At 45.4% G+C, this 22,461-nt stretch carries 30 protein-coding genes and 1 tRNA gene; 28 read left to right on the forward strand and 3 right to left on the reverse strand.

The genetic code is table 11. The features are described from left to right. The first annotated feature begins 16 nt into the window (after positions 1–16). The 24 genes from H1230_RS09305 to H1230_RS09420 all read left to right on the forward strand — a co-directional run bounded on the left by H1230_RS09305 (position 17) and on the right by H1230_RS09420 (position 17,035). Positions 17–1,213: a phage major capsid protein gene (locus tag H1230_RS09305; RefSeq protein WP_239715200.1), complete on the forward strand. Its 1,197-nt coding sequence runs from the start codon at positions 17–19 to the stop codon at positions 1,211–1,213. A gap of 57 nt (positions 1,214–1,270) precedes the next feature. Further along, positions 1,271–1,570, forward strand: coding sequence for a hypothetical protein (locus H1230_RS09310; protein ID WP_239715201.1), 300 nt, complete (start codon positions 1,271–1,273; stop codon positions 1,568–1,570). Next, complete coding sequence (locus H1230_RS09315; protein WP_239715202.1) at positions 1,545–2,093, forward strand: phage gp6-like head-tail connector protein; 549 nt, start codon at positions 1,545–1,547, stop codon at positions 2,091–2,093. Before H1230_RS09310 ends, H1230_RS09315 begins: the two co-directional genes overlap by 26 nt. A 9-nt stretch (positions 2,094–2,102) precedes the next feature. After that, positions 2,103–2,579, forward strand: a complete 477-nt coding sequence (locus tag H1230_RS09320) for a hypothetical protein (RefSeq protein ID WP_239715203.1) — start codon at positions 2,103–2,105, stop codon at positions 2,577–2,579. Between the two features lie 2 nt (positions 2,580–2,581). After that, a complete protein-coding gene (locus H1230_RS09325; RefSeq protein ID WP_239715204.1) occupies positions 2,582–2,926 on the forward strand; it encodes a hypothetical protein in 345 nt (114 codons plus the stop codon). Beyond that, positions 2,913–3,410, forward strand: coding sequence for a phage neck terminator protein (locus tag H1230_RS09330; protein ID WP_239715205.1), 498 nt, complete (start codon positions 2,913–2,915; stop codon positions 3,408–3,410). Before H1230_RS09325 ends, H1230_RS09330 begins: the two co-directional genes overlap by 14 nt. Next, a complete protein-coding gene (locus H1230_RS09335; RefSeq protein WP_481857127.1) occupies positions 3,400–4,428 on the forward strand; it encodes a DUF3383 family protein in 1,029 nt (342 codons plus the stop codon). The genes H1230_RS09330 and H1230_RS09335 overlap by 11 nt, the downstream gene beginning before the upstream one ends. Before the next feature lie 16 nt (positions 4,429–4,444). Beyond that, complete coding sequence (locus H1230_RS09340; protein ID WP_239715207.1) at positions 4,445–4,843, forward strand: phage structural protein; 399 nt, start codon at positions 4,445–4,447, stop codon at positions 4,841–4,843. 30 nt (positions 4,844–4,873) lie between these two features. Next, positions 4,874–5,182, forward strand: a complete 309-nt coding sequence (locus H1230_RS09345) for a hypothetical protein (RefSeq protein ID WP_239715208.1) — start codon at positions 4,874–4,876, stop codon at positions 5,180–5,182. Beyond that, positions 5,169–5,360, forward strand: coding sequence for a hypothetical protein (locus H1230_RS09350; protein ID WP_239715209.1), 192 nt, complete (start codon positions 5,169–5,171; stop codon positions 5,358–5,360). The genes H1230_RS09345 and H1230_RS09350 overlap by 14 nt, the downstream gene beginning before the upstream one ends. A gap of 48 nt (positions 5,361–5,408) precedes the next feature. After that, positions 5,409–8,033, forward strand: coding sequence for a phage tail tape measure protein (locus tag H1230_RS09355; RefSeq protein WP_239715210.1), 2,625 nt, complete (start codon positions 5,409–5,411; stop codon positions 8,031–8,033). Beyond that, complete coding sequence (locus tag H1230_RS09360) at positions 8,033–8,566, forward strand: phage baseplate protein (RefSeq protein ID WP_239715211.1); 534 nt, start codon at positions 8,033–8,035, stop codon at positions 8,564–8,566. The genes H1230_RS09355 and H1230_RS09360 overlap by 1 nt, the downstream gene beginning before the upstream one ends. Before the next feature lies 1 nt (position 8,567). Next, positions 8,568–8,888 (forward strand): phage baseplate plug family protein, encoded by a 321-nt coding sequence (locus H1230_RS09365; protein WP_239715212.1) that lies wholly within the window; start codon positions 8,568–8,570, stop codon positions 8,886–8,888. Continuing rightward, positions 8,881–9,675, forward strand: a complete 795-nt coding sequence (locus H1230_RS09370) for a phage protein (RefSeq protein WP_239715213.1) — start codon at positions 8,881–8,883, stop codon at positions 9,673–9,675. Before H1230_RS09365 ends, H1230_RS09370 begins: the two co-directional genes overlap by 8 nt. Next, positions 9,672–10,085 carry a Gp138 family membrane-puncturing spike protein gene (locus H1230_RS09375; RefSeq protein ID WP_239715214.1) on the forward strand — a complete coding sequence of 138 codons (414 nt, stop codon included), beginning with the start codon at positions 9,672–9,674 and terminating at the stop codon, positions 10,083–10,085. Before H1230_RS09370 ends, H1230_RS09375 begins: the two co-directional genes overlap by 4 nt. 29 nt (positions 10,086–10,114) lie before the next feature. Further along, positions 10,115–10,438: a contractile injection system sheath initiator gene (locus H1230_RS09380; RefSeq protein ID WP_239715215.1), complete on the forward strand. Its 324-nt coding sequence runs from the start codon at positions 10,115–10,117 to the stop codon at positions 10,436–10,438. Then, complete coding sequence (locus H1230_RS09385; RefSeq protein WP_239715216.1) at positions 10,428–11,603, forward strand: baseplate J/gp47 family protein; 1,176 nt, start codon at positions 10,428–10,430, stop codon at positions 11,601–11,603. Before H1230_RS09380 ends, H1230_RS09385 begins: the two co-directional genes overlap by 11 nt. Continuing rightward, positions 11,596–12,237, forward strand: coding sequence for a hypothetical protein (locus H1230_RS09390; RefSeq protein WP_239715217.1), 642 nt, complete (start codon positions 11,596–11,598; stop codon positions 12,235–12,237). The genes H1230_RS09385 and H1230_RS09390 overlap by 8 nt, the downstream gene beginning before the upstream one ends. 12 nt (positions 12,238–12,249) lie before the next feature. Then, positions 12,250–14,289, forward strand: coding sequence for a pyocin knob domain-containing protein (locus H1230_RS09395; protein ID WP_239715218.1), 2,040 nt, complete (start codon positions 12,250–12,252; stop codon positions 14,287–14,289). Positions 14,290–14,291: 2 nt separating this feature from the next. Further along, a complete protein-coding gene (locus H1230_RS09400) occupies positions 14,292–15,149 on the forward strand; it encodes a hypothetical protein (RefSeq protein WP_239715219.1) in 858 nt (285 codons plus the stop codon). A gap of 85 nt (positions 15,150–15,234) precedes the next feature. After that, positions 15,235–15,744 carry a phage holin family protein gene (locus H1230_RS09405; protein WP_239715220.1) on the forward strand — a complete coding sequence of 170 codons (510 nt, stop codon included), beginning with the start codon at positions 15,235–15,237 and terminating at the stop codon, positions 15,742–15,744. A 13-nt stretch (positions 15,745–15,757) separates the two neighbouring features. Continuing rightward, positions 15,758–16,027 (forward strand): ubiquitination-like system serine protease family protein, encoded by a 270-nt coding sequence (locus H1230_RS09410; RefSeq protein WP_239715221.1) that lies wholly within the window; start codon positions 15,758–15,760, stop codon positions 16,025–16,027. 14 nt (positions 16,028–16,041) lie between these two features. Further along, positions 16,042–16,830 (forward strand): M15 family metallopeptidase, encoded by a 789-nt coding sequence (locus H1230_RS09415; protein ID WP_239715222.1) that lies wholly within the window; start codon positions 16,042–16,044, stop codon positions 16,828–16,830. A gap of 1 nt (position 16,831) precedes the next feature. Continuing rightward, positions 16,832–17,035 carry a phage holin family protein gene (locus H1230_RS09420; RefSeq protein WP_239715223.1) on the forward strand — a complete coding sequence of 68 codons (204 nt, stop codon included), beginning with the start codon at positions 16,832–16,834 and terminating at the stop codon, positions 17,033–17,035. A gap of 72 nt (positions 17,036–17,107) precedes the next feature. On the opposite strand, the gene H1230_RS09425 is transcribed toward H1230_RS09420, so the two are convergent. Then, complete coding sequence (locus H1230_RS09425) at positions 17,108–17,722, reverse strand: hypothetical protein (protein ID WP_239715224.1); 615 nt, start codon at positions 17,720–17,722, stop codon at positions 17,108–17,110. Positions 17,723–18,080: 358 nt separating this feature from the next. Here H1230_RS09425 and H1230_RS09430 point away from each other — a divergent pair, with 358 nt between their 5' ends. From H1230_RS09430 to H1230_RS09445, 4 genes are all read left to right on the forward strand, one after another. After that, a complete protein-coding gene (locus H1230_RS09430) occupies positions 18,081–18,845 on the forward strand; it encodes a toll/interleukin-1 receptor domain-containing protein (protein WP_239715225.1) in 765 nt (254 codons plus the stop codon). A 270-nt stretch (positions 18,846–19,115) separates the two neighbouring features. Beyond that, positions 19,116–20,087 carry a hypothetical protein gene (locus H1230_RS09435; protein WP_239715226.1) on the forward strand — a complete coding sequence of 324 codons (972 nt, stop codon included), beginning with the start codon at positions 19,116–19,118 and terminating at the stop codon, positions 20,085–20,087. A 494-nt stretch (positions 20,088–20,581) separates the two neighbouring features. Continuing rightward, positions 20,582–21,205 (forward strand): hypothetical protein, encoded by a 624-nt coding sequence (locus H1230_RS09440; protein ID WP_239715227.1) that lies wholly within the window; start codon positions 20,582–20,584, stop codon positions 21,203–21,205. Positions 21,206–21,512: 307 nt separating this feature from the next. Next, positions 21,513–21,578, forward strand: a tRNA-Met gene (locus H1230_RS09445). A 68-nt stretch (positions 21,579–21,646) separates the two neighbouring features. Here the strand turns inward: H1230_RS09445 and H1230_RS09450 are convergent. Beyond that, positions 21,647–21,877 (reverse strand): DUF6199 family natural product biosynthesis protein, encoded by a 231-nt coding sequence (locus tag H1230_RS09450; RefSeq protein WP_239715228.1) that lies wholly within the window; start codon positions 21,875–21,877, stop codon positions 21,647–21,649. A gap of 42 nt (positions 21,878–21,919) precedes the next feature. Continuing rightward, entirely contained in the window at positions 21,920–22,393 is a 474-nt protein-coding gene (locus tag H1230_RS09455; protein WP_239715229.1) for a GNAT family N-acetyltransferase, read from the reverse strand. Positions 22,394–22,461 lie beyond the last annotated feature (68 nt).

Raw genomic sequence — 22,461 nt, forward strand, 5'->3', positions numbered from 1 at the left:
ATACGGAGGTACACACATGAGTAAAGAATTGCGGGAACTGCTGGCGAAACTGGAGCAGCGTAAAACAGAAGTACGGTCTTTTCTGGCTCAGGACAAGACAAAGGAAGCTGAAGAAGCTATGGAAGAGGTCCGTTCCATGCAGGCTAAGGCAAAAATGTTGCAAGAAATGGAGAACGAAGAACGCAGCGACCTGGGTGGCGGCATTCCGTTGGGTGGTAATACAAACCTGCAAACCCGCGAGGACGTCGAACTGGAGTCGGAGTATAGAAGCATTTTCCTGCGCGGCCTGCGCCGTCAAGATGTAACTGCGGACATGCGTAGTGTAGTTAGAGAATACGAACGCCGCGCGGTGATGAATGAAGGCCAGACCAACCCGGCAATCCCTCAGGGGGATTCGTCCTTGCTGGTTCCTAAAGATATCCAGACGCAAATCAATACTATCGAACGGAGCTTGAACGACCTGTCGATGTACGTCAATATGCAGTACGTCAACACTCTTTCTGGTACGCGGGTGCTGGAAGAGGTTCAGAGCATTACACCATTTGCACCAATTGATGAATATGGCATTTTCCCGGAAATGGATAATCCCAAATTCCGCCCTGTTGATTATAAAGTTAAGAAATACGGTGGTATTCTTCCACTGACTAACGATTTGCTTGCAGACTCTGACCAGAATGTCATTAATTACGTTTCCGCCTGGATTGCGAACAAGGCTGTATTTACACGAAATAAACTGATTATCGACCTGTTAAACACGATGGATAAGCAGGCACTGGCCAATTTTGCAGCGGTTAAAAAGGTCATTAACGTGAATTTAGACCCTGCCATCAGCCTTAATGCCACAATTTTAACGAATCAGGACGGATACAACTGGCTTGATGAGCAAGTGGATGGATTTGGACGTCCATTGCTAACGGATGATATCACCCAAGCGGGTCGAAAACTGTTCAAAGGTCGCCCGATCGTCCCCGTTTCTAATCGCATATTGCCTAGTAACACTGTTTCAGGCCTGGCACCTATGATTATCGGAGATCTAAAACAGCAAGTTGTATGCTTCTGCAGGAAGTTATATGAATTGGCCAGCACCAAAGAGGGTGGCGATGCATTCCGTCGGGATACAACAGACCTACGGGCCATTACTAGATGTGATACAAAGATGTGGGATACAGGCGCGGCTATTTTCGGTCAATTGGATATTTCGGAAGAAGCATAGGGGCTTATCACCCCTTTTTTACTGAATAGCCGTTAATTCGGCAGAAGGAGGCAAAGTATGGCGAAACAGGTGGGGATTTATGAGGTCCTGAAGGTATTCCGGGACAAAGAGACGCGAAAACGTTACATTGTAGGCGCTTTTTACCCCGGAGAGGACCCGGAACGTATTGCAGAACTGCAAGAAGCAGGATATCTGGCTGTTGAATCCGAGGAACAGGAAGATCATGAAGCCCTGAAACATGTGGGCGATGGCACCAATGGTGAGAAAGTGAAGGGAAAGGAAGCGGTTCGGAAGGCGCTGGATGAGCCGCCAGCGGGCGAGGTGACACCGGATGCTAACGACACTGACAAAAGCTAGGCTGCTGGGCATTGATCCGACGGGTGAAATTCCCGATGAGGAGCTGACCGCGCTGCTTATAGTGGCTTCAACTGCAATTGAAGAGAAATGCCGCCGTAGATTCAAGCTTCAGGAGTACAACGGACAGGTGAACGGGATGCGTGGCCAATATCTGTATCTGCCGAATTATCCCGTACACTACCTATCCATCTATGAAAGGCCAGATCATCCGTTTATTGATGTTGAGACACTGGATAACGGTATTTTCTTCCGTCGCTGCGGCTGGCCAGGTGGGGAACGGGGGCTGTCGGTGACGTACACAGCCGGTTATGTCTTGCCTGAAGACGCTACAGAGGATACCCCGTCCACACTTCCAGAGACGCTGGAATATGCTTGTGTGTTGATGGTAAAACACTTGCAGCGTGAACCGGGAATCGCGTCGGAGCGGGTCGGTGATATATCGGTTGCTTATGCGGCAGCAGAAGCGGACATGCCAATGGCTGTTAAAGCTCTGATTGCTCCGCATATCCGACCAGAATTGTGAGGTGAGGACATGGCAAGTTCAAGAGCAAGAGCCCGCCGTGCTGGGGTTCAGGTGACAGGCGAAGATAACCTGCAACAGTTGGCCGCCCGGCTCCGTCCACTTACGGAAAAGAAAATCCGTATCGGGATGCAAGGAGACGCTGAACTGGCGATGATCGCAAGCGTTCATGAATATGGCAGTATGAAAATGAATATTCCGGCGCGGTCATTTATTGGAACTGGCAAGAAGAAAGGCCAGGCACCGATTGGGAAGCTGGTTCGTGTGGGAGTAACTGAAATTGCTCACGGCCGCAAGTCAATTGATGCACTATTTGCTGAGATTGGCGCGGTAGGGCTAGACCGGATGGTGAAGAACTTTAACCGGATCAAGCAACCGGCACTATCGGCGCGATATGCAGCACATAAGACCGGCCCCCGGAAGCTGCTGCAGCGCGATGAGGATCTGCGAGACTCGCTGACCTTTGACGTTGTGCCAAAGGGGGAGTAAGGATGCGGCAATTTAGGTTTGCAGCCGTGCTTCGGAAATATTCCGGGCCTTATTTTCTGGTTCGGGCGAAAGGCGGGCAACACGTTAAAGGAAAATGGGTATCAGCGGAGCCAGAGCGTGTGCAGTTAAGCGGGAGCATCCAGCCCGTCAGTACTCGTCTACGGGCAGCAGAAGGCGGCAATTACACCGAGACTGACCGTATGTTGTACACGACGGTCACGCATAGCACTAGTGAGTTGATCGAGTACAAGGGCTTGCAATATACGGTCAATGAGTCGCCGGATCGCGAGTATAGCGACGTTAATCAATACCTGCTGCGGAAGGTGGTCGCCAATGCTCCCGTTTGAGGATATACGAGTTGCAATCGTTGAAGGGCTGGAGGTTGCAAGTGGCGGGCTGGTAATCGAAATGAACGGCGGCGGGGATATCCCTTCCGGAGATTTCATGACGTATAGTTTCGTCGGAGGTTTTGAGTCCACTGGCGGTCAGCCAATCATTACACAGCAATCCGGGCAGCAGCATAGACGGGAGACGGTGACATTTACCGTCTCTTTTAATTGTTACGCGGATGATTCGGATGTGGCTATGGTTAATGCCATGCTTGCCCGTGATTGGTTTAAGGTGGCTGGCCGTGAGCTGCTGAAGGATACGCTGGAGGTGATTGTGATCGAGATTGGAGAGATCCAGAACCGAGATATCAATATTGGCGAAGAATGGGAGCGCCGGCAAGGTTTTGACGTGGAGTTTAGGGCAACAGATCTTGTGATTACGGACCTGTCCGGATGGATAGAGACAGCACCAATACAAAGGAGTGATTATTTTGAGCATTAGTGATGTTACGGTTACGATAGCCGTACTCAAACCGACGCCGATCCTTGGTGGATTCGGTAAGCCATTGATCTTAGGTTCAAGTGCTGCAGGTAAGGATTTTAAAAATTACTCGGATATTGCGGCGGTATTAGTAGATTATGCCACGACAACAGAGGAATATAAGGCAGCAGCTGCAACTTTCGCACAAAAGAATCCGCCGGCAGAAATTGCGATTGTTTCTAGAAGGACCGGAACAACTCCTGAGGCACTGGTAGATATCTTGCCAAAGCTGTTCCTAAAGGACTGGCATTTTCTCATTTCGACCAGCACACTTGTAACGGACATTACCACTATCGGTGATGCCATCGAAGCAGACAAGTCCCGGCAATATTTCTTCCGGACAAGCGTTCAGGCGGATCTTACCGCGATCTTAGTTAAGAAATACACACGGACGTATGGCTTTTACCATATCGCTGCAGAAGTGGCGAAGTATCCAGAGGCCGCATGGGTCGGTGCTGTTGGTAGCCTGCCCGTGGGGTCAGTGACGTGGAAGGGCTGGACGCTGGTCGGTATTGCTCCATTGGACATTACAGCCACAGAGCTCGCAGCTATTCATGCTCTTGGTGCCAATACTTACGTCACTAAGTCCGGAACCGATGTCACCAGTGATGGCAAAGCGGTGAGCGGTGATTTTATTGACCTTATCCATTCACAAGATTTCGTAGTTTTTAGCGTACAGTATGCCGTTCAAGATCTATTTAACCAGGCACAGGCAGCTTTATCTAAGATACCTTATGATAACCGCGGAATTGCTCAAATTGAGAGCGCGGTGAGGACGGTCTTACAGCGGGCTTATCTTCAAGGGATGATTGCTGTCGATGAAGATGGCGTGCCGTTGTTTAATACTACATTCCCACCGCGTAGCCAAATGGACGCTGCGCAGATTGCCGCCCGAAATTATCCGGATGGACAGTTTGATTTTGTCCCTGCTGGAGCAGTACACACCGCTGCCATTCGCGGCACGATTAAATTTGCATAACTAAGGAGGGGTTAGAGTGTCAGAAGCAAAAACATATGATGCCATGGACGTCGCCGTAATTGTAGGCGGCGTATTTTTAACGGGCTTTGGCGAGGATTTAGTGACTGTGGCCAAGGATGAAGAAAACTTTTCGACGAAAGTAGGCGCTCAAGGTGATGTTGTCCGGACAAAGGTAAACAATCCTCTTGGGACCATCACCATTACGCTGCAGAGTACCAGCCCGCAAGTTCCTTACCTGGATGGATTGGCTAACAGCAGCAAGATTGTTCCGGTATCTGTTGTATACTCCGGCACGCCAAAGGAAACCAACACCGCGACGCAGGCATACCTCAAAAAGCCGTCTGACCGGGAATATGGTGGCGAAGCAGGCGACCGGGAATATGAATTCCAATGTCTTGATTTAAGCATGAACTAGAAATCTAAAATTTGAGAGGGGTATACACCCATGAGTAATATTGAATTTAAACAGAAAAACATTACGACAAAATCAGGCGGAAAATTCTTGCTTCAACATCCTGGTGTGCGTAATGTAACCAAGATTAATGACCGTGTAAAGAATAAATTTGGAGTCAATTCCGAAGAAAAGATTTGTGATGAAATGTTCAAACACGTTGTTGTAGAACCTAAAATGACCATTGATGATTTTGAGAATTACAGTGAAATGGTAGAAGTGGCCAATAAAGCTTATTTCTTTGTAACGGGTACTCCTGATCCGGACGAATTGTCTAAGGAATCCGATAGTGACGATCAATAAGGAAGAGGCCAGACGGCGAGCGCGAGAAAATTGGCAGTTATGGCGGCTGCTGCTCTCTGACATGGGAATTACCTATAGCGACTTGGACAATATGGACCAAGATGACATTGCAGAGGCTAACGCTGCTTTAGATCTGCAAGAAGAGGCAACGAAAAAAGCGAATAAGAGCAAAAAATAGGAGGGTCCTTCGGGGTTCTCTTTTTTTTGTTGGAAAGGAGGGAGATCTATGGCAGGTGGAATTATTGGCTCCCTGATGTACGCTGTTGGGTTTAAATTTAACAGCGGCGGCATCGATGAGGCAGACAGTAAGGTAAAGGCTCTGACCAAAGGCGTGATAGGTATGGGAGCCTTAGCAGGATCGGCAATGATTGGTATCGGTACTGCTGCCCTGACTGCCGCCAGCAATTTTGAGAGTGCCATGTCGCATGTACAACTCACAACGGGACAGACAACTGCTCAAATGGAAGCCACCAAGGAAGTTGCCAAAAACCTATATAACCAAAACTTTGGTGAGGATTGGGCAGACTTAGGCGGTTCTATCTCTGCAGTAGCAAAAGCAACGGGGCTTACGGGTAGTGCTCTGGAGAGTGCATCACGGGAGGCGATGCTATACGCAAATGCCTTTGACGGTGACGTTACAGAGTCTATAGCCGGGGTATCTGTAGCCATGAACAACTTTGGTGTGACATCAACGGAAGCCTTTAATCTGCTAACCCAAGGACAAAACAGAGGCTTAGATACTCAAGGTGACATGCTGGATAGCGTGAATGAGTATTCGCAGGCATTTGCATCCGTAGGCTTTACCATGGAAGACACATTTGGCTATTTAGATAACGGGATGAAGGCTGGAGCCAGGAGCACTGACTTACTCGGTGATGCTATGAATGAATTTTCCATTCAATCTATCGAAGCGGGTGGGACGGCGGTTCAATCCTTTCAGGCGCTTGGTTTGAACTCGGATAAGATGATGGCTACTTTTTCGAAGGGCGGTCCAGAAGCGAAGAAGGCATTTAGAGATATCGTGTCTATGATCACGGACGTTCAGGACCCTGTGCAGCAAAATACTATTGGGGTTGGACTGTTTGGGACGCAATTTGAAGAGCTGGGCATAAAAGCCTTCAGTGCTTTGGATGATGTGAACACTGGCTTTGACCAAAGCAAGGATTCTGCAGCCAATCTATTTAACGGGTTTACTAGCATAGGCGATTCTATTCAGTATTTCAAACGCCATGTTGAGACGGGGATATTAATTCCCATTGGTCAAAAGCTGCTACCATATCTAAGTATGTTTGGTTCATGGATTTCGAGTCACCAGTCACAGATTGCCGCCTTGGGCGCGGTCATTGGTAACGGGTTGGGTGCGGCTATAGAAAAGGTGAGCGGGTGGGTACAGGCAGCAGTGCCGTATCTGCAGGCTTTTGGGGATCGAGCGGGGAAAGTTTTCGGTGACTTGGTGACCAAAGGTAAAGAGTTATGGATCAGTTTGGAGCCGGTGGTTGTTTTGATCGGGCAGACTTTACTATCCGCAGCAACAAGTTTATGGCCAGTATTGCAAAATATTAGTTCAGCGCTGTCTACAGGAGCCAGCGAGATTATTAAGTGGAGCGGGTTTGCACCGGTGCTTGCCGGAGCTGCTGCTGCTTTCGGTGCCTATAAGACTGTTGTGATGCTATCTACACTGAAGACTAAGGCATTTACATTAGCGACAAAGATTCAAGCGGCTTGGACAGCCCGGGCAACACTTGCTACCCGAGCTATGAGCTTTGCAATGGCGATGAATCCAATCGGGCTTGTGGTCGCTGCATTAGTAGGGCTGGGCGTGGCACTTTTCATTGCCTACAAAAAATCCGATAAGTTTCGGGCTTTTGTGGACGGGATGTGGGCAGGTATCAAAAAGGCTACAATGGCCGCGCTGAATTTCTTCAAAATTACTATTCCTAAATATTTCATGATGGCGTTTAATGCAGTAACGTCCTTTTTGAAAAAGTGGGGAGTGACCATTCTTGCGGTTATAGGTGGACCGATTACATTAATCGCACTCTTAATCTATAAAAATTGGGATAAGATACAAGCCGTTACGGTTTCTGTGTTTACGGCGATTTGGAACTGGATGAAATCAATCTGGAAAAGTATTGCGAGTACTGTTTCCGGGGCTGCTTTAGCGGTATGGGGAGCGGTTAGGGGAGCCTGGAATAAAGTATTCTCGACGACGAATTCCCTCATGACTAAAGTATGGAATAAGATTACTGGGATATGGGGGCAAATCGTAGGGGGCATTAAGACAGCGGGAGTAAATGTCTGGGCGGCTGTCTCTGAGATGTGGGGTAAGGTAACGGGGTTTTTCACTGACATTAATTTGTTTGATGTTGGCGAAAGAATCATGCAAAGTCTTATTGATGGAATCAGTTCCATGACTGATTCAATTACCAAAAAAGTTAAGGCTATCGGGGGAGGAATATCAGACGGCGTAAAGAGTGCCTTTGGAATCAAAGATAGTCCTAGTTTCAAAATTGAATCAGGAATGGGAACTGGTAGGAAAAGTATTCTGGACGGAAGTAACGCCAAAGGTTTAGCATATGTTCCCTTTGATGGTTACATCAGTGAGCTGCACAAAGGCGAGCGCGTTCTAACTGCCAAAGAAAATGAAGATTACTCCCGATATACCCCTGAAACGGCTCCCGCCCGAACAACCAACAATACCAGCAAAGCAGATTTCAATCCGGTATTTAATATCACTGTACAAGGCAGCGCAGATAAACAGACTCTGGCAAATCTGCGAGAAACGATTCGCCGGGAAATGCAAGATGTCTTTGAATCTTATACGCGCAGTGCTGGATTGGATGGTGCGTAATGGCCCTGATAGATGGTAAATACATTACAGTCGAAAATGAGTCTCCGGACTTTCCTATCACTGTTACGGAGCAGCCGGTCGAAAAGGGAATCAATCTGATTGACCATGTCCAAGTACAAGCTCGGGTCCTGCCACTCACCGGTGTTATTGTTGGACCCGATGCGGCAAAAACACGGGCCTATCTAAATGCTGCTAAAGATGCGGGACAAATTGTAAGCTATATCGGTCGTAATGCATTTAAGGGTCTGATCACCGCTTTCTCTACCGGACATGATTACACCATGGCGGACGGTTTCACATTTTCAATGGATATCCGCGAGATTCGCACGGCAACATCATCATATGTGGATACGTTACCTCCGCCAATTAAGGCGCAGGTTGCACCGATTGTTAATAGTGGCACTAAGCAGACCCAAGATAAAAATACCAGCGCCAACAAGAAAAAATCTACCAAAACTACAACCACAACTGCAAAAGGAAAGGACAAGGTTGAAAAGGTGAAATTCAAGTCCGGCAGCAAGTGGGAGGACTGATATGAAATTTATTGCGATTGAGAGGGAACTGATTCCTTACCGTTTTGACATTTCCATTGCCGACGAAATGTTTACCTTCGAGATTCATTACAATCCGGATTACGATTTTTTCACGGTGGACTTAGAACGTGATGGGGAAACCTTGGTGTATGGAGAAAAGCTAGTTTACGGGCAGACGCTCTTTTATGACATCCAGGATAACCGGTACCCGAAACTGCCTATCGTCCCGTATGACCAGTCTGAAAAAAGCATAGAGGTAACCTGGGAGGCGCTCGGAGTGAGCGTCTTTCTTTATGTGTGGGAGGATGAAAACGATGGCTAAGGCAAACTTTGGCCGTGTCGCGGAGATCATGACTGGTAATATGTCGTTTGCTCTGGAGAAATACACGATGGAAGGCAGCGTACCCTTTGATAACGACGCGCTACCGAATGAGTCGGAGCTGCGAATATGGAATCTTGCACAGACCACAATCAATGATATTAAACGTAATGGGGTACTTATGGTTAATGCAGGCTATACCGGAGATGTGGGATTAATCCTTCATGGTCGCATTTCAGCTGTCCGCACAAAGTGGGAGGGCGTGGACAAGGTCACCACGATCAACGTTCTGGACAGCGAGGACTTGAACAAACGCGAGGTCACAGAGATTGCTTTTGCCAAAGGCACGCTTGCCAGTGCGATCATTAAACAGATGGCTGGATACATTGGCCTGCCAATAGCACAGATGACACTTAACCATGATTACCGATATCAAGACGGTTACACAGCAAAAGGTAAGGTTACAGATGTCATTACGGAGGTCTGCAAGGACTGCGGTACATCCGTATATATCAATCAAAGCAAATTATATGTTCGCAATCTCCGTAGCGGTGCTGACGGGGTATTTGATCTATCACCGGATACTGGATTGATTGGCAGTCCGGAATATTTTGAGGATAACGGCATTCAGGGTTATAAAATACAGGCGCAGTTGCAACGGCGAATTACCACTGCGGCGGTTATTAATCTGACATGCCGGGAGTTTAGCGGCAAGCTGCATGTGCGCGGAGGCAGTCATAAATTTTCAAACACCGGTGATTTTGTAACCGAAGTGGAGGCGATCATGTGACCAAAACAAACCCAGCCGGAGCACTGGCCCAGATATTGGGCGGACACGGAGCACGGCAAGCAGATAATACCAGCGTGGCCTTGCCGTGCAAAGTGATTACCTTTGACCCAGCGTCCCTGATGGCCGATGTGCAGCCACTCCTTAAGCTGTCCAGCGGGCAGCCTGCACAAATCATGTCCGTGCCGGTCACCGGACAAAAATTTAAATTTAAATTGGATATCGGTAACGGCCTGCAGGAGTTCGAAACGATCATGCGCCCAGCACTGGAGCGCGGTGACACCGTATATGTAGTCTGTGCGGATGCCGAGATTAAAAATACATTGGCCGGTCAAGTGTCTGCGCCGGATACCAGCAGGAGACACAGCCGGAATGACGCTGTAATTGTGGGGGTGATGCCATGCAGTCTTTGAAGCTGGACGCATCTGGCGATCTGATATTTTTGAGCGGTGAGTTGCAGCTTGTCAGCGGACCGGAAGAGATTGCCCAATGTTGTGCACTGGCCGTCGGTACCAATAAGGGCGAATGGATACTTGACCCGGACATGGGCATTGATTTTTCCCGGATCACCGGCAAGGGAGTGACCGAAGAAGAGATCCGCGATGAGCTGACAGGTGGCGTGCTGCAGGAACCGCGCATTCAGACCGTGGACACTGTGACCGTAACTTTTGACCGGGTAAAGCGGACAGCAACCGCCAATTTTACGGCCACGGCTGTTAACGGTGACATAATCACAATTGAGGGGGTGGAAACCGTTGTTGGATAGCACAGGGTTTAAGCGGCTACGCTTTGATGATTTATTTGCTCAAATGGAGGACAAAGCCAAAGAGACATTTGGAGATACCATAAACACTTCCATCCGGTCGCCCATGGGCATTATCCTACGTATCTTTGCCTGGTTCTTGGCAATTATCTGGAGTACTGCCGAGGACGTATACAATAGCGGTTATATCCCGACAGCCACGGGTAACAATCTGGACAGGTTGGGGCCGCAGGTAGGCATTACCCGCACGCTGGCACAGTGGGCATCCGGACAGATTACCATTACAGGGATACCTGGCTATGTCGTTCCTGCCGGATTTCGGGCTTCCACAGCTTCCGGTGTTGTCTTTGAGACACTAGAGGCTGTAACTCTCACGGCTGGAACTGGTACGGTAGCTATTGAGGCGTTAGAGGCTGGAGCGGGCGGGAATTGGGGTACTGGCATGATCACAGTAGTTGTTAATCCCGTGCCGGATATTATCAATGTGATCAATGCAGCGCCGATTACCGGAGGCCGCGAGAAAGAGACAGATGCTGAGTTTCGCAACCGCTTTGACCAATCGGTTGCCGGTGGTGGAGCAGCATCGGTTGATGCTTTGCGCGGCGGTCTACTGCGACTGCCAACGGTGCGGGCGGCTGCGGTGATTGAGAATACAACCATGACGACGGACAGTGTTGGACGGCCAGCCAAGTCATTTCAGTCTTATGTGCTTGGGGGAGACGAGCAGGAGATTGCGGATACGATCTTTGCAACAAAGAGCGGAGGTATTGAGTCATACGGAGCGATCAGTGTCCAGGTGGAGGACTTGGGCGGTCAGCCTCATACAGTCAAGTTTTCCCGAGCTGCTGAGGTTGCTATAAAAGTATCCGTCACGGTCACCAAAAATGATCAGTATCCGGCGGATGGAGACGAGCAAGTGCGCAGTGCTATTATCCGGTATATTGGCGGCACCGACGCGGTAGGATCTTATTACAACGGATTGAGCATGGGCGGGTCTGTCGTGTATACACGCCTAATTAGTGCCGTTTACAGCGTAGAGGGCGTAGAGGATGTAGCTTTGACGGTAGGTAAGGTAACCGGCAGCTTAGGCAGCAGCAATGTTGTTACTCAAGCATACGAAGTGGCGCAGACCACGGCGGCGCAGACCACGGTGAGCAGTCATGTTTAGTGTGAAGGATATGCTCAAGCGCTTTGCCGACATCTACAACAAGTCACCGGACAGCAACATCGGCAAGCTTATCGGTATCTTACACGGGGAGCTGGCGACGTTGGATGATACCTTCACCCGAATCCGCGAGTGGCGCAGTATTGACGGTGCACAGGGTACAACACTGGACAGGATTGGCACTAATGTAGTCCAGTCGCGCGGAGCATCCACGGATGAGGTGTACCGCGTGTTACTCAAAAGTAAAATAGCTCGGAACTTATCCAAAACGGATATCAATACGATAATCCGTGTTTTGGCGATTGCTTTGGACTGTGATTACTCGGATATCCGTATTCAAGAGAAATTTAATGATCCGCTGGAGCCGGAGCCTGCAGCGATCAATCTAATTCGCGTACCGACAAGGCGGCTGAATGAAGTCGGTATGTCGCCATTGCAATTTGCTCGTATTATTCAAAAAACCGTTGCTGCTGGTGTTAGGGTAGCGCAGATCGAGCTGTCCGGGACGTTTGCATTGTCCTCTCAATACGATGTACTAGAGACAAGCTCCCTCGGACTGGCAGACCCGGATATGACAACCGGCGGTGAGCTGGGAGAGGTTTATGTACCTGGCGACGATTATCCATTACCCATTTAGGAGGGAATTAGATTGGCAGATTTTAATGAAAAATTACCCGAATGGCAGGAACCAGGTATCGAGCCTCCTACATCAAGGAAAACAATGGGCTGGCAAGTTAATGATAAGCCACCTGCAGGTTGGCTCAATTGGTTGTTTAACCGGATTTATGTGGTGCTTGTTGAAATTCGAAGCGTTGTATCAACCCATAAAGCAGTAAGCACCATAGGTGTACATGGATCAGCTTCAGCCGCCACACCTAATACATTGATTCATAGAGACGCAGCGGGCCGTGCTCAAGTTGTAGCGCCGTCAGCGGCTGGGGATATTGCAATAAAATCAACAGTAGACAACGCCATTACGGCACTGTCAAATGCAACGTTAATACCTGCGGCCACCAATTTAGACACCATGTTAACCGAGGGTAATTTCTATATGATAGGTACGACAGGCGTTATTACAGCCATAACAAACAGGCCCGCAGTTTCTCCCATACCCTTTGGGCTACAAGTTGTGAATACAGGAGGAACCACGAAAAGACAGATATACCGACCCAGTACCACAGCGTTAACTAAAACGTATCTTCGAAATTATGCGGGGTCCTGGGGATCGTGGTATGAGGACGAAAACACCAGCGCTAAGAATGTGGCTAGTGGGTACGCGGGATTAGATGCCACATCAAAAGTACCGAGAGTGAATACCTATAGTGATCTAGGGGGTGCTTCTGTAGCAACGGATCTAAACGCGATACTTGATGCGGGTACCTGTTCCACAGGACCGAGTACCCTTAATCAACCAGGCGTCGAGACATATGGAACAGTGGTTTCCCATGTTAGCGTAGGCGATACACATAACAACTCCAGCAACTGGATTTGGCAAATGTTTTATGGCGCGGGGGGTAACACCTACGTAAGGCGTAAAGTGAATAGCGGAGCTTGGACGGACTGGGTTTTTGCCTGGACGGGTTATAATGATACGATTCTATTCAAAATAAAGCAGAAAATAGTAGATGGCACCGACTACAATAATTTGGTAGCGCCCGGAAGCTACGAAATATTTAACCTTTCAGGCACGAACATGTCACCCGTTACCTATGGCGTTCTTAATGTGACCGTTACTGTAGATAACTACATTTTGCAGGAGGCAACTTCTATTAACGCCCCCCAGCAAAAATACTACAGAGCGCGTAATGAAACCTTATGGGGACCATGGCAGCGAGTATTGTCTACCGAATACATGGGAGCGGGTAGCGGAATAATTGCAGACACAATTCGAGGTTATATGCTTGACCAAAATTTGCGTACAACTGATACACCTACATTTAATGGCGTAAACTTCCTACGTGCAAACAATTACAAATTAGGTACAGACCTGCCTTCCACCTATCAACTGGGTGAGTCTATATTCTTTTGCAACAATGTAGCAGGGTTTCCTGCCATGTATGGAACAGTTGTGACCACTAGGAGTTATTCTGCTATGGCTACTGTTCAATATTTTTACCCTTATAACACCGACGCACCTATTAAGTATCGATATTCCCTATACCCAACTGACGCATGGCTTGCGTGGCGAGATGTTATTGATTCATCAACGTATACGGCAGCCGATGTACTAGCAAAATTAAAAACAGTAGATGGTGCAGGCAGCGGAACGGACTCCGATATGCTTGACGGGTGGCATGCCTCTCAATCTGCTGTGGCAAGTAACGTAGCAGTTCGTGACACAAATAAAAAAATAGCGGAAGTATCGGCAACAAGAGTCAGAGTCACCGAAGTAGTCATGGCGGCAACGACACAAACGTTAGCAACGTATACGCCAACTGTACAAGGCAACTACACCATATCTGTATGCTTGGCCGTGACGACTGCTACTACGGTAGTCGTTAATCTTACGTATACGGACCGCTCTGGAGCCACGACCGTAGTCATAATACCATCGACTCTGCTGCCTGTTGGAAGCTGGAGCGGTATCCCTGTATTTATTGCACCCATGATCAACACTGCTATTGCTGTAACGGTTACCAGTAGCGCAGCGGGTACGGTTTATGCATCGGCTACGATAAAGGAGGATTAATCATGGCAATATTTTTCCCTGGTGATGCCACAACAGCCGACGTTGTTTCACCCAAAAAATTCAGCTCTGGCATCTTAACAAATACCTCCGGCACGGCGGTAAATAGGGGCGCGGTCACCTTAACCCCCAGTCAATCCGCACAAACGATTGCCGCAGGGTTCCATAATGGGTCCGGTACAGTTCCCGCGGTGGTTTTTGATGCTACCAAAGTATTAAACGATACTACGATAGCGGGGAAAACAGGCACTATGCCCAATATCACCGCAGGGGCTGACCCTGCAATCGGGATAGGACAGTGGGGGGACGGAGGTCTAGCCGTATACCCGTCTGAAGGATACCGAAAAGGAGGGGCGGGCGCGGGAGAGATTAAAGTATCAATAGGGCAACTACAATCTACAGTAGCAGGGCTAACAGCATCTAATGTCAGAAGAGGAACCGTTTTGATGGGCCTAACAGGTACTCTAGCGCCCACGACAAGAGAGCTAGTTAATACATCGGGAACAGCGGTGGCTTTTGGTAATGGTACTACCGCCTTCACTATTGGACCCTGCCCTACAGGCTACAGCTTTACTGGCTTTTCAAACGGTTTAAAGGCTATTGGCGGCGGTCAGATATCCTTGAGGGACACCGCAGGTCATTTTATAAGTATGCTAAATAAACCGGGACAAGGTACTACCGATACTATTACGTCGTTTATTATAGACCCAGCAGGAAATCAATTGATTGTATGTTTGAATGGGGTAATGACGACATACTCACTTTCTAGCAATAATATTGACGTTACCTTGAGTTTATACATTCTTGTAAATCAGGGCGGTAACGATGTTACCTTTTACGCACAAGGTATTGCAATGAGATAAGCCCGAATTAACATACGACTGTAGCCAGCCCCGAACCTATCGGGGCTATTTTTATGCTAATTAGGGGTAGAGGGGGAGTTAAGGAATGCTCAATCATATCAAAAATATTTTTATAACGATTTACACGGCAGCCATAGGATCGGGATTTCGAGAGATTGCAACAGGCTTATCGTCGGCTTTGATTGGCCTGTTTGCCATGGCTGCAGGCTGGCTGGGCGGGTACGATAAACCATTGCAATTTCTTATCGTGCTTATGCTGGCCGATTACATCAGCGGGGTAGCTGGAGCGTTTAAGACCAAGACAGTCAGCAGCGACATAATGTTCTGGGGCGGTATACGCAAGATTACGGTCCTTTTTGTCGTGGGCCTGGCCGCACTGGTGGACGATTGGGTGCAGCCTGGAGCACCAGTTTTTCGAATGGCCGCAATACTGTTTTATGCCGGCCGCGAGGGTTTAAGTGTAGTTGAGAATTTTGGGGTTATTGGTGTGCCGTGGCCACAGGCTATGAAGGACTTTTTAATGCAGCTTAGCGAGGACAAGACCAAAAACAACCCAGCTAAGCCGGAACATCCAGACAATGACCAGTCAGCATAAGAAGGGTAACTTTGTGATACTTCATCGGATGGATTGGGATGGAAAAGGAACAGTAGCTTGGAGGTTCTTTTGTCCCGGGTGCAAACAGTTTCATCCTATCATTGAGGGGCGCTGGCAGTTTAACGGCGACATGGAGCGCCCGACATTCTCTCCATCATTGATAGTCGGAGCTGGAACAGAAGAGGTCTGCCACAGCTTTATTGTAGACGGAAAAATTCAATTCCTGTCGGATTGCTACCATGATTTGGCCGGAATGACCGTCGATATACCATACTCGAAATGAAAGGATTGATTTCTATGGCTTTAACGTTAGAACAAGTAAAAGCTAAGTCCGCGTCTAAACTGAGCGGGCTTCTTTCGGCTGACCGCGCCGCAGCTGAAGCTCTCATAGAGTTTGCATATGCCCATGGTGTACTGATTGTTATTACTCAGGGGTTGCGTACCATCCCCGAACAAGATGGTCTATACGCCCAAGGACGCACCACAACAGGCAAGATCGTCACCAATGCAAAGGGCGGGTACTCCTATCATAACTTTGGAGTGGCGATTGATTTCGCGCTGTTACTGCCTGACGGCGGGGTGAGCTGGGATACCAAACGTGACGGAGACTGTGACGGTATCTCTGATTGGGATGAGGTTGTAGCTGCTGCCAAGCAGATCGGCTGGGAGTGGGGCGGCGACTGGACCAGTTTTAGGGACTTGCCCCATCTTCAGATAACCTATGGGTTAAGCACGGCTGATTATCGCGCAGGCAAGCGGCCAACACAGGCGCAGTTGGACACAGTGATTACTAATATTAAAAAGATCGAGGAGGGCGATGAAATGACAGAAGCAGAGAAAAAAGAATTTGAAACTATGAAGGTACTCATTAAAGCACAGGCAGAGGTAACGCTTGGACTGACTATCCGGATCACGGAGCTGGAGGATAATGCTAAGCTGTCGGAGATCCCCGCATGGGCTCTTAAGTCCTGCGAAGCAGCTAAAGCATCAGGCATTTTGAACACCACAGCGAATGGTAGTTATGACTTTTATCGGATGGTAACGATCCTTGATCGTGTGGGAATTTTCGCGAAAGGGGTTAAATAATATGAACAAGGTAAACTGGAAAGCAAAGCTCTCATCCCGTAAGTTTTGGGCACTTATAGCTGCTGTAGCAACATCCGTACTTGGTGCTGCTGGAGCGTCCAATAATACAGCCGTGCAAGTCACCGGTATTATTACAGCTGTTGGAGCGTGTGCCGTGTACATCTTGGCAGAGGCTTATGTGGATGGATCAGGTTCAGATAAATAAGAAATGTAAATTCGTAAGCGCTTGGGAATATGAAAAAGCCCTGCTGACCAATTAAGGTTGCAGGGCTTTTTGTTATTTAAGAGGAATTTTAACTGCATATTCTTTTCTTGCAGCGTCCATTTCCATTCCATCACCCTCCACTGTGCTCCACTTCAATTTAATCCAAGTTATATCTTCAGCATGACCGCGCTTTAAGTACCAAATAATATTGCCTTCCTTGATAACTCCTTCATCAATCTCTCCTCCCAAGTCATCGGACAAGAATGTTTCAGGCATTTCAATTTGTTCTCCTGTAGAAGTTACAAGTACGGCTTGATCAGGATAAGCGGTGAATAGCTTTTTGGTTGTATTTTCAACCTTCATTTTGATGCCTACAGCAGAAGCAGTAAGGTCATTTTCATCATCTTTTTGGGGTGCGCGATCGGAAACGACAACCTTTTCTACCGTAGATACTAATCCATTAAAATTGTCTGTCCACGTTGCATTGTCATAATATGTCCAAATATCTTCTTTAGGCGCTTCTGTTGGAACTGCTGTTGGAGCTGCAGTTTCTGTGGCTGCATTTACCGAATTTTCAACCTTCGCTTGTGCTGGATCACTATCTTTAATTGCAGTTTTGTTATCAGAGCATGCAGATAATACAATAAAACAAAAAAGTGAAAATGCTAATATGGTGATTCTTTTCATACAAATTTCCCCCTAAATCTGATAATTATTTCTGATTCATTCTACCAGATTAGGAATATGCTTACTATGTATTTTACAAAGAATATTATATGTTAGGGCTAGCTTCGAGCGGGTTCACACGACAATATTGCTCGGTTCAGCAACATGGATTCGACCGCGCCCAGTTGGTCATCACCAGGCGAAAGAGGATAATGATTGACATCTAACTTGCGTATCCTAATTTGTTGGGGATAGGAGAAATTCAGGACGATACTGTGCAGAAATATGTTTAGTTAGAGTAGTCTGTGACTTACAACTTCTTACAAATAGATTATAATTAGTTTGGAGTCTATTATGTTAAGAATGGGGCAGATAGAGCATGCAAATTCCTAAAATTTTCATTAGCCACATTAGTGAAGAAAAAGCTCTTGCTGAGATCTTGAAGGAAGAAATTGGGAAGGCTTTTCTTGGTTTGCCAGAGATTTTTGTGTCTTCTGATGGAGAAAGTATTTCGATCGGGTCAAAGTGGCTTGATGAGATAGATCAGGCTTTAAAGGATTCACAAATTATTCTGTTGTTATGTAGCGAGAGTTCGGTAACGCGACCTTGGATAAATTTCGAAGCGGGAGCTGGATGGGTAAAGGGGATACCGATTATACCAATTTGTCATACAAACCTCAGACCAGTTGAATTGCCAATCCCGTTGAATATGCTTCAAGGAATCCAGGTTACTAATAAAGCAGGACTGACCAAAGTCTTTGAAATGGTTGGGAAATATTTAGGAGTTAAAGATACGCCTGAAATTCAGTTTGATCGAATAATTGAAAAAGTAAGAGTGTTTGAAAAAGAATATGGTTTCATTGAGGTTGTGAGACGAGAAGTGAAGGGAATTATAAAACTAGAAGAGGAACTAGAACAAGTTTTCGTACCTATCCCTTCATCACGTAGGATTTCGGGATTCTTAGGGGATATAGTTGTCGACAAGTTAACACCTCATTTAGATGTTCTTAAAAAAATAGGCGTGCTGGATTATAGTATAGGTAACAATAAATTAACTATGGGAGTTGCAGGTGGCAATGAGCTTGAGATTAAAATTGAAGTCTTCCAACCATATTATGATATAGCAAACAGAATATTAGGTTAGACTTTGAATGCTGACTGAACTTCTAGAGGTGTTTTATTTATATCATCGATAGTAGGACGGTACTGTTCACTACAAAGTAACTGAAAATAGCCATAAAAAGAGCAGTCATTTAGTATAAATTATAAAAACCAATCTTACAAAATAATACAACAACGTTACGCTGATCCATTATGGTCGAAGCTATTTATCGTCGTCTTTTTCCTAGACGTATTATCAATTATGATAAAATTGATAAGGTAAAGCATATAAATATAAAGGTTGTGATTTCACATGGATATGCCCCTTTCTCAAAAGAATTGCTTTTTGTGCGGTGTAGAACTGAAGAAACACACAGATGAACACATTTTTCCAAAATGGCTGCAGAACAAATTTAATCTTTGGGATCAAACTATCACATTATTAAATGGGACGGAAATTCCTTATCGAATGCTAAAAATCCCCTGCTGTAATACGTGCAACAATGAATATCTGTCTCAACTGGAAATCGATATATCGAAAGCCGTAGATGGCGGTTATGATTCATTTGTTCAGTTGGATGAAAACAAAATATTTTACTGGGCTTCTAAAATCCTATATGGCCTGTTCTTGAAGGAGTTGTCCCTCAATATCGATCGAAAGGATCCGGTAGCTGGTACGATTATGAGTCTTGAAGCGATGGGGAAATTCAATACATTGCATATGTTATTACAGGGTATCAGGTTCCCAACTCAATACGTCCCAGTAAAACCTTATTCAATTTTTATCTTTAAAATGTATGAATATGAGGATAGTGATTGGGATGAATTAAATTTCAATTACTTTGACAGCTATATTCAAACCGTTTATGGCATGAAAATGAACGATATTGGATTTATTCTATGTATTGAGGACTCAGGCGTTCAAGCAGAATTTGGGGAAAAATATTTTGAGAAGTATAAAGATAAAATAATTCATCCCATCCAGTTAAAGGAGATATTTGCCAAAATCAGTTACAAGCAATATTTAGCCAATTACCCTCCTCGGTATATAACAATTGAAACGGATAATGAACGAGTTGTCCAGGTAATCCAACCTTCTGGAGATGTATATAAAGAATGGTCTCAGGAATTATATGCAAGTTGTTTAGCACATACCTGGAGAACGTATCCCAATCTTCGGTTCGAGGATATTTATTTCCCACCTGATCGGGTCATGAGTTACTTAAATAATGAAAATGGCTCCTTTAAGCAACTTCAGAAGCACATCCTCAGAAAAATTAAATGAAATTTGTGTAATTAATCTTTTTTATTTAGTGTTGTTTTACAATTTAAGGAATGTTCGTTTTATATAAACCAACTAAGAAATTCCGTAAAAAAAGCTAGTATGGGTTTTGGCTTTCTTTACGGAAAATTTGCCTTCTAATTCTATTCTAATAAGATTATCTACATAGTTTTTCTTATTCTGCTGAAGTGACTTTTTGATTGTTGGCTTTTTTCTAATATAGGTTGATATTACATCTGTACCATTTTGTACTATAGGGGAGTCTATTTAGCACAAAGTGATAAAGATAGATGGTGAAAAATGTGTACCATTTTAAACTACGAAACGTTCATATAGTATAGAATTGGATACTAATAGAAGTCTCAATTAATGATTAGGAAGTAAATGGTCTTAGGCTAACGAAATGTATTTACGCTAACGGGCAGTATATGACGAAACGAGCATCCTTATTATGGTATTATATGTCTAGCAATAATAATAAAAAGGATGTGCAGAGAATGACGATACCTGTTGATGTTCAAGCAATAGAAGCTATTGGAAGTATTATTCCGCAGTTAAATGAATATATAAACAATCCATCCGAACAGTTACCTCCTGATCTTTACTCAAAATTAATACAATTAGAATCACTTCTAATGCAGCCGGAAATTAATAATTTCTTCATGTTTGAAAAGACTTTCCATGAAGTATTAATGCTAAAAGGCCAATTGAGTAGTGATAAGAAACCTAATTTGAGGGAGATTAAAAGTTCCTTAGAATGTATTCGATATGATCTATTAGGAGACGATGTATTCGTAAAAGTAAATCTCTCTACTAAGAAAAAATACCCCAGTATATACCCAAATCGGATTCAAACAGAGACATATTATTTGCATCAACAACCTCTCGTTATAAACCGTTTAATTAACAAACACCAAAACTTAAAAACCACACACTATAATGTCGAGAGAGTGGTCATTAGCGTTGGGTATACTAAAAACGCTCCAATAACCGTTGAGATTTATGGAGATACAGATCGGTTGATTGCTACTCTTGAAGAATATATAAAGACTACGAGAGTGGGAATATCACGTAAAGACGATGCTTTCTATTACGAGTGGTTAGGCAACAAGGACAAATAGAATTAAATGAAAAATGAGCCTGTAGTAAAAAAGATCGAGGATAATTGGAAAGTTAATTCATGATGCTGTTGACATCCTATTATAATGAATAACTCGTAATAAATCATTAAGTTAAGGGGACACTATAGATCAATAAAGTAGAGGTAACCTAGGACATTATTTTCTTGTCCATGACTGCTTCTTGTGTAGTTACTTTGCTAACGTATTTGTAAACGAACTGAACGAAACGGATATAAATACATATCTTGAAAACACAGTGTTAATCATTGTTTAGGAACTTAATTTAATAAAGTTTAACCTTTCCCCAAGCTCAGTTGGTTAGAGCGGTCGGCTCATAACCGATTGGTCGGGGGTTCGAGTCCCTCAGGGCCCACTTATAAGAAACCCTTGCCTAGCAAGGGTTTTTTGCTGTCTTGGGGGTCGGTGCGAAAGAAGCCCAAATTAAAGAAGAGGTAGAATACCAAAAATAATGAAGAAAGAGCCTATTGATATGGCAAGAGTTCCAGAAAATTTAATGGATTCTATATAGGCATTGCTTGGCTCCGCATCACCTCCGCCTTTTATTTTCCAAGCTTCGTTCATACGCCATCCGAAGGTTGGATTTTTACGAGCAAAAATGCCAATTGCAATTATGGATAGCCCTATAATGATCAATAAAATCCCTGTAAACATTAGATCATCCCCTTTATAAATAAATATGAATGATAGCTGTTCCTATTCTAACTCCCTAAATCCGATTTTCTTATACAGATTAATGGCTCCTATATTTCTAGGATGAACGTATAACACTAAGTTCTCGTATCCCAATTCCCATAACACATTTATGCTTTTGTTCAAAAGACTACTGGCCATACCTAAACCCATATATTTTTTGGTGGTAAATAGTTCCGATACGAAAGGACTCCCTTTGTACATACTAATAAGTATGACAGAGGCAATATCGGAGTTCTGCTTGATTTGAAATGAAGCCTCAGGGATAAATACGCCAAAACCATCTATCACAACACTACGAATTTCTTCATGTAAATCCTCTAATGTTTCACCCTCAAAGTCCTCAGTATCTGTAAATGCATCCAACATAGAAACGGCTATGGCGTTGAGATCATCGGTATTAATTGTATCAAAAATATAAGTCTCTGCTATTTCTTTGGGCATGAGCCTGATACTCATTCCAGTTTTATTACTCATCGTTGTTAATCTCCTAAGTCTATATTTATCTTTCTGCAACTAGTTTATCAGAAAAAGCTGGAATTCAC

Source organism: Paenibacillus sp. 19GGS1-52, from assembly GCF_022369515.1.
Classification (GTDB): Bacteria; Bacillota; Bacilli; order Paenibacillales; family Paenibacillaceae; genus Paenibacillus_AQ.